The organism is Streptomyces sp. NPDC001880 (assembly GCF_053594575.1).
In genome coordinates this window covers 161,611-178,855 of the sequence record NZ_JBSFET010000006.1, presented here as the reverse complement: position 1 = coordinate 178,855, position 17,245 = coordinate 161,611, and the positions used below count along the sequence as shown (strand labels likewise).

Annotated in this window: 13 protein-coding genes and 2 pseudogenes; 5 read left to right on the top strand and 10 right to left on the bottom strand. The window is 70.6% G+C overall.

The window, feature by feature from the left end; genetic code table 11:
- Positions 1-147: 147 nt before the first annotated feature.
- The 5 genes from ftsH to dacB all read right to left on the bottom strand — a co-directional run bounded on the left by ftsH (position 148) and on the right by dacB (position 7,221).
- The gene (ftsH, locus tag ACWCQ6_RS06130; protein ID WP_451085894.1) at positions 148-2,178 is read right to left on the bottom strand and encodes an ATP-dependent zinc metalloprotease FtsH; all 2,031 of its coding nucleotides are present in this window, start codon (positions 2,176-2,178) and stop codon (positions 148-150) included.
- A gap of 229 nt (positions 2,179-2,407) precedes the next feature.
- Positions 2,408-2,947, bottom strand: coding sequence for a hypoxanthine phosphoribosyltransferase (gene hpt / locus ACWCQ6_RS06125; protein WP_072487175.1), 540 nt, complete (start codon positions 2,945-2,947; stop codon positions 2,408-2,410).
- 100 nt (positions 2,948-3,047) lie between these two features.
- Positions 3,048-4,130, bottom strand: coding sequence for a tRNA lysidine(34) synthetase TilS (gene tilS, locus ACWCQ6_RS06120; RefSeq protein ID WP_451085892.1), 1,083 nt, complete (start codon positions 4,128-4,130; stop codon positions 3,048-3,050).
- Between the two features lie 198 nt (positions 4,131-4,328).
- The gene (locus ACWCQ6_RS06115; RefSeq protein WP_451085890.1) at positions 4,329-5,462 is read right to left on the bottom strand and encodes a zinc-dependent metalloprotease; all 1,134 of its coding nucleotides are present in this window, start codon (positions 5,460-5,462) and stop codon (positions 4,329-4,331) included.
- 253 nt (positions 5,463-5,715) lie between these two features.
- Positions 5,716-7,221, bottom strand: a complete 1,506-nt coding sequence (gene dacB / locus ACWCQ6_RS06110; RefSeq protein ID WP_451085888.1) for a D-alanyl-D-alanine carboxypeptidase/D-alanyl-D-alanine endopeptidase — start codon at positions 7,219-7,221, stop codon at positions 5,716-5,718.
- An 86-nt stretch (positions 7,222-7,307) separates the two neighbouring features.
- Between dacB and ACWCQ6_RS06105 the strand changes: the two genes are divergently transcribed.
- Together ACWCQ6_RS06105 and ACWCQ6_RS06100 are read left to right on the top strand one after the other, a co-directional pair.
- Complete coding sequence (locus tag ACWCQ6_RS06105) at positions 7,308-7,802, top strand: inorganic diphosphatase (RefSeq protein ID WP_031090989.1); 495 nt, start codon at positions 7,308-7,310, stop codon at positions 7,800-7,802.
- A 203-nt stretch (positions 7,803-8,005) separates the two neighbouring features.
- Entirely contained in the window at positions 8,006-9,715 is a 1,710-nt protein-coding gene (locus ACWCQ6_RS06100; protein WP_451085886.1) for a threonine/serine ThrE exporter family protein, read from the top strand.
- 19 nt (positions 9,716-9,734) lie between these two features.
- Here ACWCQ6_RS06100 and ACWCQ6_RS06095 read toward each other — a convergent pair whose 3' ends face one another.
- Together ACWCQ6_RS06095 and ACWCQ6_RS06090 are read right to left on the bottom strand one after the other, a co-directional pair.
- A complete protein-coding gene (locus ACWCQ6_RS06095; RefSeq protein WP_451085884.1) occupies positions 9,735-10,445 on the bottom strand; it encodes a DedA family protein in 711 nt (236 codons plus the stop codon).
- Between the two features lie 334 nt (positions 10,446-10,779).
- Complete coding sequence (locus ACWCQ6_RS06090; RefSeq protein WP_451085882.1) at positions 10,780-11,538, bottom strand: MerR family transcriptional regulator; 759 nt, start codon at positions 11,536-11,538, stop codon at positions 10,780-10,782.
- A 133-nt stretch (positions 11,539-11,671) separates the two neighbouring features.
- On the opposite strand from ACWCQ6_RS06090, the gene ACWCQ6_RS06085 reads away from it, so the two are divergent.
- From ACWCQ6_RS06085 to ACWCQ6_RS06075, 3 genes and pseudogenes are all read left to right on the top strand, one after another.
- Positions 11,672-12,958 (top strand): ion channel protein, encoded by a 1,287-nt coding sequence (locus ACWCQ6_RS06085; protein ID WP_451085880.1) that lies wholly within the window; start codon positions 11,672-11,674, stop codon positions 12,956-12,958.
- A gap of 148 nt (positions 12,959-13,106) precedes the next feature.
- A pseudogene (locus tag ACWCQ6_RS06080) lies at positions 13,107-13,349 on the top strand (NAD(P)H dehydrogenase); the annotation flags it as partial.
- A gap of 68 nt (positions 13,350-13,417) precedes the next feature.
- Positions 13,418-14,842 carry a glutamate decarboxylase gene (locus ACWCQ6_RS06075; protein ID WP_451085878.1) on the top strand — a complete coding sequence of 475 codons (1,425 nt, stop codon included), beginning with the start codon at positions 13,418-13,420 and terminating at the stop codon, positions 14,840-14,842.
- A gap of 17 nt (positions 14,843-14,859) precedes the next feature.
- Here ACWCQ6_RS06075 and ACWCQ6_RS06070 read toward each other — a convergent pair whose 3' ends face one another.
- From ACWCQ6_RS06070 to ACWCQ6_RS06060, 3 genes and pseudogenes are all read right to left on the bottom strand, one after another.
- Complete coding sequence (locus tag ACWCQ6_RS06070; protein WP_451085915.1) at positions 14,860-15,501, bottom strand: PadR family transcriptional regulator; 642 nt, start codon at positions 15,499-15,501, stop codon at positions 14,860-14,862.
- An 18-nt stretch (positions 15,502-15,519) separates the two neighbouring features.
- Positions 15,520-15,750: pseudogene (locus ACWCQ6_RS06065) on the bottom strand (mycothiol transferase); the annotation flags it as partial.
- 5 nt (positions 15,751-15,755) lie between these two features.
- A complete protein-coding gene (locus ACWCQ6_RS06060) occupies positions 15,756-17,213 on the bottom strand; it encodes an aldehyde dehydrogenase family protein (protein WP_451085876.1) in 1,458 nt (485 codons plus the stop codon).
- Between the last annotated feature and the right edge of the window lie 32 nt (positions 17,214-17,245).

Below are 17,245 nucleotides of genomic sequence, written 5' to 3'. Positions count from 1 at the left end.
TTCGCCGGCCAGGCGGCGGACGGCTTCGAGAAGACCCTCGCCCAGGCCTACGCGATGTACCAGCACAGGCTAGAACCTGTGGGGGCGCGGCTTCCATTCCGGGCCCGGTGCGACTCCCGTGAAAGGGGCCACACCGGGGAACGGAGCTCAGCTCTCGGGACGGTCCTCCGGGACGACCTCGGTGGCCGGGACGGTGTCCGTGGGGACGGCCGTTCCGTTCGCCGTGGTGGCGCCGTTGGTGAGGGCGAGCTCCTTCGGCGAGAGCACCGGCGGCCGCGTGGACGGCGTACGCCGGGCGGAACCGGTCCACGCCGGACGGGCGGGGCGCTTCACGATCGGGGCGAAGATCTCGGCGATCTCCTCCTTGCCGAGCGTCTCCTTCTCCAGGAGCTGGAGAACGAGGTTGTCCAGCACGTCGCGGTTCTCGACGAGGATCTCCCACGCGTCGTTGTGGGCGGTCTCGATGAGCTTCTTGACCTCTTCGTCGACGAGGGCCGCGACCTCTTCCGAGTAGTCGCGCTGGTGGCCCATCTCCCGGCCCACGAAGGGCTCGGTGTTGTCGCCGCCGAACTTGATCGCGCCGAGCCGCTCCGTCATGCCGTACTGCGTGACCATCGCGCGGGCCGTTGCGGTGGCCTTCTCGATGTCGTTCGCAGCGCCTGTGGTCGGGTCGTGGAAGACCAGCTCCTCGGCCGCGCGCCCGCCCAGCATGTACGCCAGCTGGTCGAGCATCTCGTTGCGCGTCGTGGAGTACTTGTCCTCCTCCGGGAGCACCATCGTGTAGCCGAGGGCGCGGCCGCGGGAGAGGATCGTGATCTTGTGGACCGGGTCCGCCTGGGGGGAAGCCGCCGCGACCAGGGCGTGTCCGCCCTCGTGGTACGCGGTGATCTTCTTCTCCTTCTCGGACATGATCCGGGTCCGCTTCTGCGGGCCCGCCACGACGCGGTCGATGGCCTCGTCGAGCATCTTGTTGTCGATCAGCTTCAGGTTGCCGCGCGCCGTGAGGAGCGCCGCTTCGTTCAGCACGTTCGACAGGTCGGCACCGGTGAAGCCGGGCGTACGACGGGCGACGGCGCCGAGGTCGACGTCCTTCGCGACCGGCTTGCCCTTCTGGTGCACCTTGAGGATCTCCAGCCGGCCCTGCATGTCCGGCCGGTCGACCGCGATCTGCCGGTCGAAACGGCCCGGACGCAGCAGCGCCGGGTCGAGGATGTCCGGCCGGTTCGTGGCGGCGATCAGGATGACGCCGCCCTTCACGTCGAAGCCGTCCATCTCGACGAGCAGCTGGTTCAGCGTCTGCTCGCGCTCGTCGTGCCCGCCGCCCATTCCGGCACCGCGGTGCCGGCCGACGGCGTCGATCTCGTCGACGAAGACGATCGCCGGGGCGTTCGCCTTGGCCTGCTCGAAGAGGTCACGGACACGGCTGGCACCGACACCGACGAACATCTCGACGAAGTCGGAACCGGAGATCGAGTAGAACGGGACGCCCGCCTCGCCGGCGACGGCGCGTGCGAGCAGCGTCTTGCCGGTACCGGGAGGCCCGTACAGCAGGACGCCCTTGGGGATCTTGGCGCCGACCGCCTGGAACTTCGCCGGCTCCTGGAGGAACTCCTTGATCTCCTGGAGCTCCTCGACGGCCTCGTCCGACCCCGCCACATCGGCGAACGTCGTCTTCGGCGTGTCCTTGGTGATCAGCTTGGCCTTGGACTTCCCGAACTGCATGACCCGGGAGCCGCCGCCCTGCATCTGGTTCATCAGGAACAGGAAAACGACCACGATCAGGACGAAGGGCAGCAGGGAAAGGAGGATCGAAATGAACGGGGACTGCTTGGACGGCGAGACCGTGTAGCCCTGGTCGATCTTGCCGCTCTCGTACTTCTGCTGCAGCGTGTCGGCCAGCTGGACACCCTGGTCGCCGATGTAGCTCGCCTGGAACTTGGTGCCGGACTCGCCCGAGAGCTCCTGGCCCTTCTTCAATTCGATCTTGATGATCTGTTCGTCACCGGTGGTCAGCTTGGCCTGCGCCACCTGGTCCTTGCTGATCGCCTGGATCACCTTGCCGGTGTCCACCGATTTGTAGCCGCCCGACGAGCCGACGACTGTCATCAACACGACCACGGCGAGGACGGCCAGCACGATCCACATGACCGGCCCACGGAAGTATCGCTTCACGTCCATCCATACGGGGCGAATCCGCCCCGTCCCTCCTGCCCGTAGGTAAATGCTGCTGTGAGAAAAGACTGTTCTTCGGACGGTACCCCAGCATTGTCACCCGCGACTGCCGGGGACGTCTGTCAAAACCTGCCTCCGAAGTCTGAACGGCGGGAATCACGTGAAAGGTTCCCGCCGTCGGCTCCGGCCGGTCCGGGCCGCCCCCGGGAGCCGGGCGAAGGGCTCCGGGAGGAGGTCAGCCCCCGTAGACGTGCGGGGCGAGCGTGCCGACGAAGGGAAGGTTGCGGTACTTCTCGGCGTAGTCGAGCCCGTAGCCGACGACGAATTCGTTGGGGATGTCGAAACCGACCCACTTGCAGTCGAGCGCGACCTTGGCCGCGTCCGGCTTGCGCAGCAGGGTGCAGATCTCCAGGGAGGCGGGCTCGCGCGAGCCGAGGTTCGACATCAGCCACGACAGGGTCAGGCCCGAGTCGATGATGTCCTCGACGATCAGGACGTGCTTGCCCTTGATGTCGGTGTCCAGGTCCTTGAGGATCCGGACCACTCCGGAGGACTGGGTGCCCGCGCCGTACGACGAGACGGCCATCCAGTCCATGGTGACGGGGGTGGACAGCGCGCGCGCCAGGTCCGCCATCACCATCACTGCGCCCTTGAGGACGCCGACGATGAGCAGGTCCTTGCCCGCGTACTCCGCGTCGATCTTCGCGGCCAGCTCGACGAGCTTCGCGTCGATCTCTTCCTTGGTGAGGAGCACCGACTGGAGGTCGGTGCCCATGTCCTTCTCGTTCACCCGCGTCTCTTTCTCTGCCTGCCGGGTCCGGGGTGTTGCCCCCGCACCTGCGCGGCCGCTCGCCTGCGTGTCAGCCGCTTGTCCTTCAGCTCTGCCGAATGACCAGTCTGCCACCCTGCCGCATGGCTTCGACGCGTCCGGGCAGGTTGATGGCGCGCTGGCCGCGCCATCCGGTGATCAGACGGTCGACTTCCTCGATGTGCCGGGCGAAGAGCGAACCGGCCGGGGAGCCCGCCTCCATGGCGGCCCGGCGCAGGACCCGGCGGCGTACGGCGGGCGGCAGAGCGTACAGCTTGGCGCACTCCAGACGGCCCGCGTCGTCCCGCACGGCGCGGTCGGCCTCGGCGGCCCAGGTGTCCAGCGCGTCGGCGTCGTCGCGGGAGAGCTGTGCGGTACGGGCCAGGGCCTCGACGACCCCTTTGCCCAGCGCCTTCTCCAGGGCGGGCAGGCCCTCGTGGCGCAGCCGGGAGCGGGTGAAGGCGGGGTCGGCGTTGTGCGGGTCGTCCCAGACGGGCAGGGACTGGACGAGGCAGGCCTTGCGGGCGGTCTGCCGGTCGAGCTGGAGGAAGGGGCGGCGGTAGCGGCCAGCCGGGCCCGACGCGGCGGCCATGCCCGAGAGCGAGCGGATGCCGGAGCCGCGGGCGAGGCCGAGCAGCACCGTCTCCGCCTGGTCGTCCCGGGTGTGTCCGAGCAGGACGGCCGCGGCGCCGTGCCGCTCGGCCGCGGCGTCCAGGGCGGCGTACCGGGCGTCCCGGGCCGCGGCCTCGGGGCCGCCTTCGTGGCCGACCTGCACGGCGACGGCCTCGACCGGGTCGAGGCGCATGTCGGCGAGGCGGTCGACGACCTCGGCGGCCCGGGTGTCGGAGCCGGCCTGGAGGCCGTGGTCGACGGTGATCCCGCCGGCCCGGACGGCGAGCTTGGGGGCCTCGAAGGCGAGGGCGGAGGCGAGAGCCATGGAGTCGGCGCCGCCGGAGCATGCCACCAGCACCAGCGGGGTGTCGGGGCGCTCGGGGAGTGCGGCGCGCTGCCTGCCCGCACCGGCTTCGGCGAGCTCGTGGTGCGGGGTGCGCCGGGTGTTTCCGGCGCTTCGGGTGTGTTCGGTGAGTACGTCGTGGAGTACGCGGCGGACCGCCAGGCGTATCGCCGCGACCGCAGGATGGGGACCCATGTCCGGTGCCCTTCGTGAAGTTCGGAGAGATGCCTCGAAGTGCCGGACGGGAAGTGTGCCGTCACTCAGAGTGCGTCGATGGTGACAGAGGCAAGCCGTCCATCGAGCATTGCACGCCTTCCCATGCCCCTACGGTCCCTCGGATGGGTGATTACCGGCGCGTTTCCATCCTGTCGCCCGCCGTCGGACCGGTCGTGGTCAGGACTCTGCCTTACGGTGCACCCTCGCGATCCAGTCCGCGGGCTTCGCGATCTCCGCCTTGGTCGGCAGGGTGTTCGGCGAGGTCCAGACCCGGTTGAAGCCGTCCATGCCGACCTCGTCGACCACGGCCCGGACGAATCGCTCGCCGTCGCGGTACTGGCGCAGCTTCGCGTCGAGGCCGAGAAGCTTGCGCAGCGCCTGGTCGAGGCGGCCGGCGCCGCGCGCCCTGCGCTGCTGGAACTTCTCCCGGATCTCGCCGACGGAGGAGACGACCTCGGGGCCGACGCCGTCCATCACGTAGTCGGCGTGGCCTTCGAGCAGGGACATCACGGCAGTGAGCCGGCCGAGGATCTCGCGCTGGGAGGGCGTCTGGACGAGCTCGACCAGACTGCGGCCGCCGTCCTCGCCGTCCTCGCCCTCGGGGCGGCCCCCGGCCAGGGACTGGGCGGCCTCGCGGAGCCGTTCCAGCAGGGTCATCGGGTCGACGTCGGTCTCGTCGAGGAATGACTGGATTTCGCCCTGCAGATGGTCGCGGAGCCAGGGCACTCCGGTGAACTGGGTGCGGTGGGTCTCCTCGTGGAGCGCGACCCAGAGCCGGAAGTCGTGCGGGTCGACCTCCAGTTCGCGCTCGACGTGCACGATGTTCGGGGCGACGAGCAGCAGCCTGCCGCCGCCGTCGGCCGAGGCCGGGAGCTCGCGGGTGGCCGGGGCGAACGTCTCGTACTGGCCGAGGACCCGGGAGGCCAGGAACGACAGCAGCATCCCCACCTCGACGCCGGTCACCTTGCCGCCGACCGCGCCCAGCACCGCGCCGCCGGCGCCGCCCGCGCGCCGGTCCTGCATCTTGCCCAGCAGCGGGCGGAGCAGCTCGCGGAAACCCGCGACATTGGCCTTGATCCAGCCGGCCCGGTCCACGACCAGGATCGGGGTGTCCTCCGGGTGGGCCCCCTCCGGGATCATCCGGGTGAAGGAACGGACGTGCTCCTCCGAGGCCTTGGCATGCCGGCGCAGCTCCGCGACGACCTCGCGGGCCTCCTCGCGGCTGATCTCCGGCCCCGGCCGCACAAGTCGGGTCGCGGTCGCGACCGCGAGATTCCAGTCGACCATCTCGGCACCACCGATGCTCGTCATGCGTCAACCGTACGTGCTCGGGTCGGTCCGCGGTGTGGTGTTGTCCGGCTCGACGGGACGGGAGGCGAGGGCTGTCCCGCGATCCCAGGCGGATCGGCGCGCGGCGCCGGACGCGTTGCGCCGCAAGGCGGAGGAACCCTCGCGCACTGGCTGTGTGCGGGCTTCGAAGACGCGGCGAGGAACGGGATCTTCGTCTGCTCGTGCGAGAGCCGGGGGCTTGGGGAAGCGGCTGTCCTCGCGCGCCCGCCGGGGGTCATGGGGCAGCCCTCAGGGTGGTGGCGAGGCGGTCGAGGGCGGACTGGGCGTCGGTGGGGGAGGTGGTGCCGGATGCCAGGAAGGCGAAGGCGAGCAGCCGGCCCTGCCGGTCGACGACCGTTCCCGCGAGGGTGTTCACGCCGGTGAGGGTGCCGGTCTTGGCGCGGATCAGGCCGGTGCCCGCGGACTTGCCGGTGTAGCGGTCGCTGAGCGTGCCGCTGAAACCGGCCACGGGCAGGCCGGTGAGGACGGGGCGCAGTTCGGGGTGGTCCGGGTCGGCCGCGCGGGCGAGGAGGCCGGCCAGCAGTCCGGCGGTGACCTTGTCCTTGCGGTTCAGTCCGCTGCCGTCGGCGAGGTCGGCGCCCTTCAGCGGCAGGCCGAGCTTCTTGAGCTGTGCGGTGACGGCCCGTCGCCCGCCGTCGAAGTCGGCCGGTTCGCCCGCGGCCAGGGCGGTCTGCCGGGCGAGTGCCTCGGCGATGTCGTTGTCGCTGTTGGTCAGGGCCCGTTCGACCAGGGCGGAGAGCGGGGCCGAGCGGTGTTCGGCCACCTTCTCGGAGCCGGCGGCCGGGCGGCCGCGCTTCGGGCCGGACCCGGTGGCGATCCCGGCGTCGTCGAGGAACTTCGCGAAGGTGCGGGCGGTGTCGCCGGCCGGGTCGTCGCTGCGCGGGGCGGGTCCGCTGTCGCTGTTGTCGAGCCTGCCCTCGTCGGTCATCAGGGCGCTGACGGGTGCGATGTTCTCGTTGGGGCCGATCGGGTGCCGGGCGGGCCCGGAGTAGCGGGAGGTGTCGTATCCGAGGCGGACCTTGTCGACGCCGCGGTCCTTCAGGGCGCGGGCGGTGTCGGCGGCCAGTTCGCGCAGGGCGGCCTTGTCGAGCGTGGGGTCGCCGCCGCCGACCAGGACGATGCTGCGGGAGTCGGCGGAGGCCCGGACTGTCGTGGCGATGCGGTGCTCGGGGCCGAGGGCGCTCAGGGCGGCGACCGCGGTGGCGATCTTGACGGTGGAGGCAGGCGTCATGGGTGTGTCGGCGCCCTGGTCGTACAGCCGCTCGCCGCTGGCGGTGTCGATGACGACGGCGGTGCGCCGCTTGCCCAGGGCGGGGTCCTCCAGCAGCGGGTCGAGGGCGTCACGGAGCGCGGCATCTGCGCCGTCCGGGGCGGTGCGGGCGTCGGGGGCGGAGTTGTCGACGGCGGCGGCGGAGAGGGCCGTGAGGACGGCCGGGGCGCTGGGTGCGGGGGCCGGTCCGAACGGGGCGGCGGGCTCGTGATGTGCGCCACCTGTTCGGTTCCGGGCGGCGGCCAGGTCCGTCTCGGCCTTACGCTGACCCGAGTCCCAGGGGCCGGCGGCAAGGACGACGCCGGCTGCGAGCACCAGGCCGAGACCGGCGAAGACGGCGGTGAACTGCCGGTCGTTCAGTCCCTTCGACCTGATCACGGCGGCCCGAGGGGTGAGCCTGCTCAGCTTGTCCAGCGGGTTGACCGACGGTCTTTTCACCGGCTCGTCCACCGTTGACCAGCCCCTTTCGCGAGCACACATCTGCGTGGGGGACACTTAATCACCAGTCGTATGTGTTGATCATGGAGGAGCCACCCGTGGAGTTCGACGTCGTTATCGAGATCCCGAAGGGTTCGCGGAACAAGTACGAGGTGGACCACGAGACCGGTCGGATCCGTCTGGACCGTCGGCTCTTCACCTCGACCAGCTACCCGGCGGACTACGGCTTCGTCGAGAACACCCTCGGCGAGGACGGCGACCCGCTGGACGCGCTGGTCATCCTGGAGGAGCCGACCTTCCCCGGCTGCCTCATCAAGTGCCGCGCCATCGGCATGTTCCGCATGACGGACGAGGCCGGCGGCGACGACAAGCTGCTGTGCGTGCCGGCCTCCGACCCCCGGGTGGAGCACCTGCGCGACATCCACCACGTGTCGGAGTTCGACCGTCTGGAGATCCAGCACTTCTTCGAGGTCTACAAGGACCTGGAGCCCGGCAAGTCCGTCGAGGGCGCCGACTGGGTCGGCCGTGCCGAGGCCGAGGCCGAGATCGAGGCCTCCTACAAGCGTCTTGAGGCACAGGGCGGCGCGCACTGACCCGAGGGTCGTGACCCGGTTCCGTTTCCACGGTTCCGGGCAGGGAACGGGCGGTACTCCTTCCGAGGGGTACCGCCCGTTCCGCATGTCCGCCCGGCCCGCGCGCCGGCCTCTTTCCGTCCGTGGGAGGCCCTCTCTCGTCCCCGCCCCGGCCCGTGGCCATACTGGGCACAAAGGGCGCAGCCAACGAGGAGCGAGATCGAGTGGTGGCGGAACAGGGCGGTCCCGAGGACCAGAAGCCCCAGTCCGACGAGGCGCGCAGCGCCTTCGTCCCGCCGGCCGGGGTGGACCGGCGCACGTCCGCCTCCGAAGACGACCAGCCGACCTCGGAATTCGCGATTCCGGCAGGTCTGACGACCGAGACCCAGGCGCCGACGGCGGGTTCCGCTTCGGGTTCCGCACCGGGGTCGGGATCGGGTTCGGACACGATCGGATCCGCCTTCGCCCCGCCGCGCACCTACAGTGCCCGGCACGCGCCGCCCGCCTTCACTCCGGCACACGGCAGCCCGATGATCCGGCTGACCAAGGAGGCCCCCTGGCAGGACCGGATGCGCACGATGCTGCGGATGCCGGTCACCGAACGCCCGGCGCCCGAGACGGTGCAGAAGCCCGACGAGACGGGTCCCGCGGTGCCGCGCGTGCTCGACCTGACGCTGCGCATCGGGGAGTTGCTGCTGGCGGGCGGCGAGGGCGCCGAGGACGTCGAGGCGGCCATGTTCGCGGTGACCCGCAGCTACGGACTGGACCGCTGCGAGCCCACGGTCACCTTCACCCTGCTGTCGATCTCGCACCAGCCGTCACTGGTCGACGACCCGGTGACGGCGAGCCGTACCGTACGCCGCCGCGCCACCGACTACACCCGGCTGGCCGCCGTCTTCCGGCTGATCGACGACATCACCACCGAGGACGCCGAGGTCTCGCTGGAGGAGGCCTACCGGCGGCTGGCGGAGATCCGGCGCAACCGGCATCCGTACTCCGGCTGGGTGCTGACGCTGGCCGCCGGCGGTCTCGCGGGGGCGGCTTCGGTGCTGCTCGGCGGCGGTCCGCTGGTGTTCCTGGTGGCGGCGGTCGGCGCGATGCTCGGCGACCGGCTCGCCTGGCTGTGCGCCGGGCGGGGACTGCCGGAGTTCTACCAGTTCGTGGCGGCGGCGATGCCGCCTGCCGCGCTGGGGGTGGCGCTGACCCTCACCCACTGGTCGGACCTGCAGCCGTCCGCGGTCATCACCGGTGGGCTGTTCGCGCTGCTGCCGGGACGGGCCCTGGTGGCGGGTGTGCAGGACGGGCTGACCGGTTTCTACATCACCGCGGCCGCGCGGCTGCTCGAAGTCATGTACTTGTTCATCGGCATCGTCGTCGGTGTGCTGATGGTGCTGTATCTGGGGCTCCAGCTGGGCGCCCAGCTGGATCCCGGGGCCGGGTTCATCGCCCACGAACGGCCGGTGGTGCAGATCCTGGCGTCGATGGCGCTCTGCTTCGCCTTCGCGATCCTGCTCCAGCAGGACCGGTCCACGGTGCTGGCGGTGACCCTCAACGGCGGTGTGGCCTGGGTGGTCTACGGGGCGATGGCCCTTACCGGCAATATCTCGCCGGTGGCCGCGACGGCGACGGCAGCCGGTCTGGTGGGCCTGTTCGGGCAACTGCTCTCGCGCTACCGGCACACCTCGTCGCTGCCGTTCATCACAGCGGCGATCGGCCCGCTGCTGCCCGGTTCGGCCACGTACTTCGGTCTGCTGGCCGTGGCTCAGGGGCGGGTGAACGCCGGGCTCGCCTCGCTGTCGACCGCGGTGGCCACGGCGCTGGCCATCGCGATCGGGGTGAATCTGGGGAGCGAGATCTCCCGGCTGTTCATGCGGGTGCCGGGTGCGGTCGGCGGGGCCGAGCGCCGCGCGGCCAAACGGACGCGCGGCTTCTGAGAGGCTGTCGGGGCGTACGTCAGCGCTTGGCGTGCCGGCCGCGCTGGCCCGAGGACGGGCTGCCCCCGATGGACGGGTTGGGGCGCTCGCCGCCGGACGCCGCTTCCTTCTTCGACCTGGAGCGGGCCCGCAGGTACTCGACCGCGATCGGCAGCACCGAGATGAGCACGATCAGGATGAGAATCGCTTCGATGTGCTTGTGGACGAATGCGATCTGGCCGAGGGCCGCGCCGAGCAGCGTGACACCGACGCCCCAGAGCACTCCGCCGATGATGTTGAACAGGATGAACGAGCGGTAGTTCATCCGGCTCACACCGGCGATGATCGGGGTGAACGTACGCACCACGGGCACGAAGCGGGCCAGGATCAGCGACTTCGGTCCGTACTTCTCGAAGAACTCGTGCGCCTTCTCGACGTTCTCCTGCTTGAAGAGGCGGGAGTCCGGGCGCTTGAAGAGCGCGGGGCCGACCTTGCGGCCGAAGAGATAGCCCACCTGGTCGCCGACGATCGCGGCCAGTGCCACCAGGACGCAGACCAGCCAGAGCGGTGTGTGCAGCTTGCCCGCCGTCACCAGCAGCCCCGTGGTGAACAGCAGGGAGTCGCCGGGCAGGAAGAAACCGATCAGCAGTCCTGATTCGGCGAAAACGATGACCAGCACACCGATCAGTCCGAACTGCCCGATGAGATAGTCCGGGTCCAGCCAGCTCGGTCCGAGCGCAAGCGTATTCAAGGGTCCGGGCTCCTGGATCGTTCGATGGCGGCTGCGTGGCTGCCCAAAGCTATCAACGCCGGATGACGCCCCCGGGTTCCAGATGGCCCCCACGAAGCCCGGCCGGGGACACACTCCGGATCAACCGGGACAAAGCTGCCCCCGGAGGTGCCGCACGACGGAAATTGAGGACTACGGCGGCGGCCGGACGCGGCCGACGTGGGCACGGAAGTGTGCGCGTACGGCACCGCGGCCGTGATCAGCCGGGGCCAGGGTCTTCCGTTCGGATCGTGCCGGGCTCGCGGGGTCCGGCGCGCACGCCCGCCGCGGGGCGGGGTGCCCCGCCCCGCGGCGCTCAGGCCAGGCGCCGGGCGTTGGCGTCGATCGCGTCCCGCAGATGCTCGGCCAGGCCCGGCCGCACCGAGTCGTAGAACGCGCGGAACCGCGGGTCGGACACATACATCTCACCGAGCCCCCGGTGCATCTCGGCGGAGCACTCGTAGAACCACTTGCCGATGTGGAGCCGGTGGGCCTCGGCCAGCTCCATCGCCCGTTCTCCGGCGGCCGGCTCCCCGGCCTCCATCAGCGCGTCGTAGGCGGCGCCCCATTCGGCCGCCTCCGCCTGCATTCGCTTCCAGTCGTCCTTGGTGTATCGGGCGACCCGGCGCTGCGACTCGGCGTACGCGTCGGTGCCGCCCCAGCGGCGTTCGGCCTCCTCGGCGTGCTCCTCGGGGTCCTTGCCCCCGAAGACCTCGAACTTCTCCTCGGGTGTGAGGTTGATGCCCATCTTCCGTGCCTCCATGGCTGTCTCGACGGCGTCGGCCATCCTTCGCAGCTCGGCGATCCGGTCGAACAGCAGCCGGTGCTGGCGCCGCAGATGCTCCTGCGGGTCCGCCCGCGGATCGTCGAGCAGTACCGCGATCTCGTCGAGCGGGAAGCCGAGCTCCCGGTAGAACAGGATCTGCTGGAGCCGGTCGAGATCACCGTCGTCGTAACGGCGGTGCCCGGACCGGCTGCGCCCACTGGGCGAGAGCAGTCCGATGCCGTCGTAGTGGTGCAGGGTGCGCACCGTGACTCCGGCGAATCCGGCGACCTGTCCCACGGGGTACTCCATGACTCCCCCGCTCCCTTCTTCGATCGGGTGCGTCCCGAGCCTGGGTCCTGACGCGACGTGAGGTGCAAGTCCGCAGTGCCGCCCGACACCATTCGAGGGGTTGTATATCTTTTTAGGCCGTTATGGTGATCCGGTGCCCACCGAATCCTCCGCTCTCGCCGAATCCGCTCCCGAGCCCACCCCCGTACGACGGCTGCTGCCCGTCATCGTGCCCGCCGTGGCCGTCGGGATCCTCTGCGCCCTCGTCCTGCTCGGCATCGACCTGCTTGCGGAGAAACTCCAGGGCGTGCTCTGGGAGACGCTCCCCGACGCACTCTCCGTAGACCGCCACTCCTCGCTGTGGATCATCGTGATGCTCACCGCGAGCGGGCTGGCGGTCGGGCTGCTCATCCGGGTGGTGCCCGGTCACGCGGGTCCCGATCCGGCGACCACCGGGCTGGTCGATCCGCCGCTGCCGCCGGGCGCGGTCCCGGGGCTGCTGCTCGTGACAATCCTCACCCTGGCGGGCGGGATCAGCCTCGGCCCGGAGAACCCGATCACGGCCGCCAACATCGCGCTGGCCTTCTGGCTCGGCCGCCGATTCATGCCCAGCGCGCCCGCAAAGCTCTGGCTCTCCCTCGCCGCGTCCGGCACCATCGGGGCGCTCTTCGGCACCCCGGTCGCCGCCGCGCTGATCCTCTCCGAGATCCTCGCCTCCCGCGCCGAACCGGGCCCGCTCTGGGACCGCCTCTTCGGCCCGCTCGCGGCGGGCGCCATGGGCGCGCTCACCATGACCCTGCTGGCCCGTCCCAGCTTCGACCTGGCACTGCCGGCCTACACCGACCCGCACTGGGGCGACCTGCTCTCCTCCATCGTCATCGCACTGGCGGGCGCGGCGCTCGGACTGCTGGCGGTGTACGCGTTCCCGTACGTGCACCGGTTCTTCCGGACCCTGAAACACCCGGTCCTGGCGCTGACCACCGGCGGGCTGCTGCTCGGCCTGCTGGGCGCCCTGGGCGGCCCGCTCACCCTGTTCAAGGGGCTCGAAGAGGTGAAGGAGCTCGCCGCCGACCCGAGTGGCTGGTCGGCCTGGCAGTTCGCGGGCATGGCCCTGGTGAAGACGGCCGCACTACTGATCGCGGCGAGCTGCGGCTTCCGGGGCGGGCGGATCTTCCCCGCCGTCTTCGTCGGGGTCGCCCTGGGGTTCTGTGCCCACGCCCTGGTCCCGTCGGTGCCGGTGACGCTCGCGGTGACCTGCGGGGTGCTGGGAATCCTGCTGGCCATCACCCGGCAGGGCTGGCTGAGCCTGTTCACCGCGGCGGTGCTGGTCGGCGACACGGCCGTGCTCCCGATACTGTGCATCGCCTCACTGCCCGCCTGGCTGCTGGTGACCGGACGGCCGCAGATGCAACTGCACGAGGACGGTACGCCGCTGAGGTGAGCCGGGCCGCCCGCCCGACGCGCCGGATGCCCACCCCTTCCGTATCGTCGCATCCGTACGGATTCGTCCCGTCAGGTCCGTCGGAGGACTCCGCCATGCCCACGCCCCTCAACGTCGCCGTCGTCTGCTCGTCGACCGGAACCGTCGCCAGGAGTCCACGCTGCCGGCGCTCCACAACACGATCCGTCACTTCGGCGGCATCCTGGTCGCCCCCGACGGCCGCACGGACCCGTCGAAGTTCGTCGACGGCAATCCGTACGGCACCTCGCACGTGGCCGGCCAGGGCGACATCCAGGCCGGCGAGCAGACCCTGGCCGCCGCCCGGGTCCAGGCCGAGCTGGTCGTGAAGTTCACCCGGGCCGTCAAGGAAGGCCCCGCCGCCGAGAGCTGACGGCACCGCACACCGACCGGACCACGGGTCCCACAAGACCGCCGAGAGCCGAGAAGGGCTGTCCGCCGATGCCTCTCCACAAGGGTTCGCCCCCAAGTACGGAAATGCCCGAAGGGCGCCGCAGGCTCGCCCTCAACCCGTTCTACGGGGAGGCCGACCCGGCCGCCGGCATGGAGTCGGCGCCGCCCCGGCACCGGCTGCCCGACGGGCCGATGCCGCCGTCGACCGCGTACGGGCTGGTCCACGACGAGCTGATGCTCGACGGCAACGCACGGCTCAACCTCGCCACCTTCGTCACCACCTGGATGGAGCCCCAGGCCGGGGTGCTGATGGGCGAGTGCCGCGACAAGAACATGATCGACAAGGACGAGTACCCGCGCACGGCCGAGCTGGAGCGGCGCTGTGTGGCGATGCTCGCCGATCTCTGGAACGCCCCCGATCCCTCGGCGACCGTGGGCTGTTCGACGACGGGATCCAGCGAGGCCTGCATGCTCGCGGGGCTGGCGCTGAAGCGCCGCTGGGCGGCCAGGAACGCCGACCGCTATCCGGCGACCGCCCGGCCGAACCTGGTCATGGGCATCAATGTGCAGGTCTGCTGGGAGAAGTTCTGCACCTTCTGGGAGATCGAGCCGCGGACGGTCCCGATGGAGGGCGACCGCTTCCACCTCGACCCGCAGGCCGCGGCCGACCTCTGCGACGAGAACACCATCGGTGTCGTCGGCATCCTCGGCTCCACCTTCGACGGTTCCTACGAGCCGGTCGCGGAGCTGTGCGCGGCGCTGGACGCCCTTCAGGAACGCACCGGTCTCGACATCCCCGTCCATGTGGACGGGGCTTCCGGGGCGATGGTGGCTCCGTTCCTGGACGAGGACCTGGTGTGGGACTTCCGGCTGCCGAGGGTCGCCTCCATCAACACCTCCGGGCACAAGTACGGCCTGGTCTACCCGGGCGTCGGCTGGGTGCTGTGGCGCTCGCCCGCCGAGCTGCCCGAGGAGCTGGTGTTCCGGGTCAACTACCTGGGCGGCGACATGCCGACCTTCGCGCTGAACTTCTCCCGGCCCGGCGCGCAGGTGGTCGCGCAGTACTACACCTTCCTGCGGCTGGGCCGGGAGGGCTACCGGGCCGTTCAGCAGGCGTCCCGGGACGTGGCCTGCGGGCTCGCGCGGCGGATCGAGGAGATCGGCGACTTCCGGCTCCTGACCCGGGGCGACCAGCTGCCCGTCTTCGCGCTGACGACCGGGCCGGACGTGACGGCGTACGACGTCTTCGACCTGTCGCGGCGGCTGCGCGAACAGGGATGGCTGGTGCCCGCGTACACCTTCCCGGCCAACCGGCAGGACCTGGCGGTGCTGCGGGTGGTGTGCCGCAACGGCTTCTCGTCGGACCTCGCCGAGCTGCTGCTGGAGGACATCGGGCTGATCCTGCCCGGCCTGCGCCGCCAGCCGCACCCGATGAGCCACGACCGGCAGGCGGCGACGGCCTTCCACCACTGAGCGGGACCGGCGCCCGCTCACTCGTCGTCGCCGGGGTCCGGCACCCCCGTCGCGTACGGATTGCGCTGCCCCTCGGCGAGCACGCCGACGAAGGGCTCGCCCTCCCCCGCGAAGGTGTACGCCCCGTCCTCGATACGGGCGATCAGCCCGCGCGTCCACTCGGCCCCGGCGTCTGCCGAATGGACCCACAGGTTCATGATCTCGCCGATGTGGCCGATGGACCCGAGCCCGGCCTCCGGCACGTAGTGCTCGGTGACCGTGGCCCGCCAGGCCGCGAGACCGGCGACCCGCTCCTTGAGCAGCGCGACCGCCTCGGACCGCTCCAGGTCGACGATGCCGCCGAGGGCCGCCGACAGCACGTCCGGCTTCTGGTCGTACGAGGTCAGCGCCGCACGCAGCAGCGTGAAGTACTCCTCGTCGCCCCGCTCGGTGATCTCGTACTCGGTACGGGGCGGGCCGCCCGCCGTGCTCGGGGCGGTCTCGTGGGCGAGCAGCAGCCCTTGCTTCGCCATCTGCTTCAGCGCGTGGTAGACCGACCCGGGCTTGGCATTGGACCACTCGTGCGCACCCCAGTACTCCAGGTCGTTGCGGACCTGATAGCCGTGCGCCCGGCCGTGCTGGCGCACGGCGCAGAGGACCAGCAGCCGGATCGCGGACATCTCACGCACCCTTTCTACTCAACTTTGACGAGAGTAGCCCCCCGCCTCGGCGACCAGCTCGAAGGCGGTCCGGCCGTCCAGGGACTCCCGGATGATGTCGGCGTGCCCGGCGTGCCGGGCGTGCTCCTCGACCAGATGGGCCAGCAGCCACCTCATCGAGACCCGCTCGTCCTTCGGGAACCAGGGCGCCTCCGGCAGCGGGAAGGTGTCGTCCAGGCTGGGCACCGAGCGGATGAACCCCTCCATCTCGACCATCAGAAGGGGAAGGCCGCCCGGCCGTGCTGGATGGAGATCCACTTCCGGGTGGTGAACGCGTCGACGGTCGCCTCACCGTTCAGCCGGCCGGACCCGGAGGACTTCTCGCCGCCGAAGGCCACCAGCGGATCGTCCTGGACGGTGGAGTCGTTGACGTGGAACATCCCGCTGACCACGCGCCGCGCGAACCGCACCCCGCGTTCGGTGCTGCGGGTGTGCACGGCGCCGCTCAGCCCGTACGGGGTGTCGTTGGCGATCCGCACGGCCTCCTCCTCGCCGTCGAAGGTCACCAGCAGCGCCACCGGGCCGAATATCTCCTGGGACATCAGCGGGGAGTCCTCGGGGAGCCCGGCGAGCACCGTCGGCTCCACGAGGTTGCCGCGGGTCCGGCCGCGGACGAGCGCGGTGGCTCCGTCGGCGACCGCCTGGTCGACCAGGGCGGTCAGCGCGTCGGCATGGAAGGTGTTGATGACGGGACCGATCCGGGTCTCCGGGTCGCGCGGGTCACCGGTCCTGAGCGCGGCCACCCTGGCGGTGAACTTCTCGGTGAACTCCCGCTCGACGCGACGGTCCACCAGGATGCGGTTGGCGGCCATGCAGACCTGCCCCTGGTACACGAAACGGCTGAAGACGGCGGCATCGACCGCGTAGTCGATGTCCGCGTCCGCGAGCACCACCAGGGCGCTGTTGCCGCTGAGTTCGAGGATCGTCCGCTTGAAGTGCCCGGCCGCGACCGCGCCGACATGGCGGCCGACCCGGTCCGAGCCCGCGAACGAGATCACCTTGGGCACGGGGTGCTCGATGAACGCGTCCCCGATCTCGGCGACATCGGTGATCACGACATTGAGCAGCCCGGCGGGCAGTCCGGCGTCCGCGAAGATCTTCGCGATCAGCGTGCCGCCGACGACCGGGGCGTTCTGATTGGGCTTGACGACGACCGCGTTGCCGAGCGCGAGGGCGGGGGCGACGGACTTCATCGCCACCAGGAAGGGGAAGTTGAAGGGGCTGATCACGCCGACGACGCCGACCGGCAGCCGGTAGAGGCGGTTCTCCCTGGAGTCCGCCGGGGCGGGCAGGACGCTGCCCGGCGGGCGCAGCGCCCGGTGGATCGCGTCGCGCAGGAACTCCTCGGCGACACGGACCTCGTACTCCGCCTTGACCCGGGTACCGCCCAGTTCGTCGATGATCGCGTCGACTATGTCGTCGTGCAGTTCCCCGACGATCCGCAGCGCGCGGTCCAGGACTTCGCGGCGCTCGTACGGTCCGGTGGTGGCCCAGGAGCGCTGGGCGCGTTCGGCGGCGCGGTAGGCCAGGTCGACCTCCTGCGCGGTCGCGATGGTGATCGCGGCGAGTTTCTCCCCGTTGTAGGGGTTGAAATCGATGATGTCCCACGAGCCGGTACCGGTCCGCCACTCACCGTCGATGTATTGGTCGGCCAGCTCGTAGAAGAAGGACATGCGATCCCTTAACTCAGGTGCAGACTCCGTCG

Excerpts from the sequence above, each read along its gene's own strand:
- ftsH (WP_451085894.1), bottom strand. The coding sequence starts at position 2,178 with ATGGACGTGAAGCGATACTTCCGTGGGCCGGTCATGTGGATCGTGCTG.
- hpt (WP_072487175.1), bottom strand. The coding sequence starts at position 2,947 with ATGGGCACCGACCTCCAGTCGGTGCTCCTCACCAAGGAAGAGATCGAC.
- tilS (WP_451085892.1), bottom strand. The coding sequence starts at position 4,130 with ATGGGTCCCCATCCTGCGGTCGCGGCGATACGCCTGGCGGTCCGCCGC.
- ACWCQ6_RS06115 (WP_451085890.1), bottom strand. The coding sequence starts at position 5,462 with ATGACGAGCATCGGTGGTGCCGAGATGGTCGACTGGAATCTCGCGGTC.
- ACWCQ6_RS06090 (WP_451085882.1), bottom strand. The coding sequence starts at position 11,538 with ATGGAGTACCCCGTGGGACAGGTCGCCGGATTCGCCGGAGTCACGGTG.
- ACWCQ6_RS06075 (WP_451085878.1), top strand. The coding sequence starts at position 13,418 with ATGCCTCTCCACAAGGGTTCGCCCCCAAGTACGGAAATGCCCGAAGGG.
- ACWCQ6_RS06070 (WP_451085915.1), bottom strand. The coding sequence starts at position 15,501 with ATGTCCGCGATCCGGCTGCTGGTCCTCTGCGCCGTGCGCCAGCACGGC.
- ACWCQ6_RS06060 (WP_451085876.1), bottom strand. The coding sequence starts at position 17,213 with ATGTCCTTCTTCTACGAGCTGGCCGACCAATACATCGACGGTGAGTGG.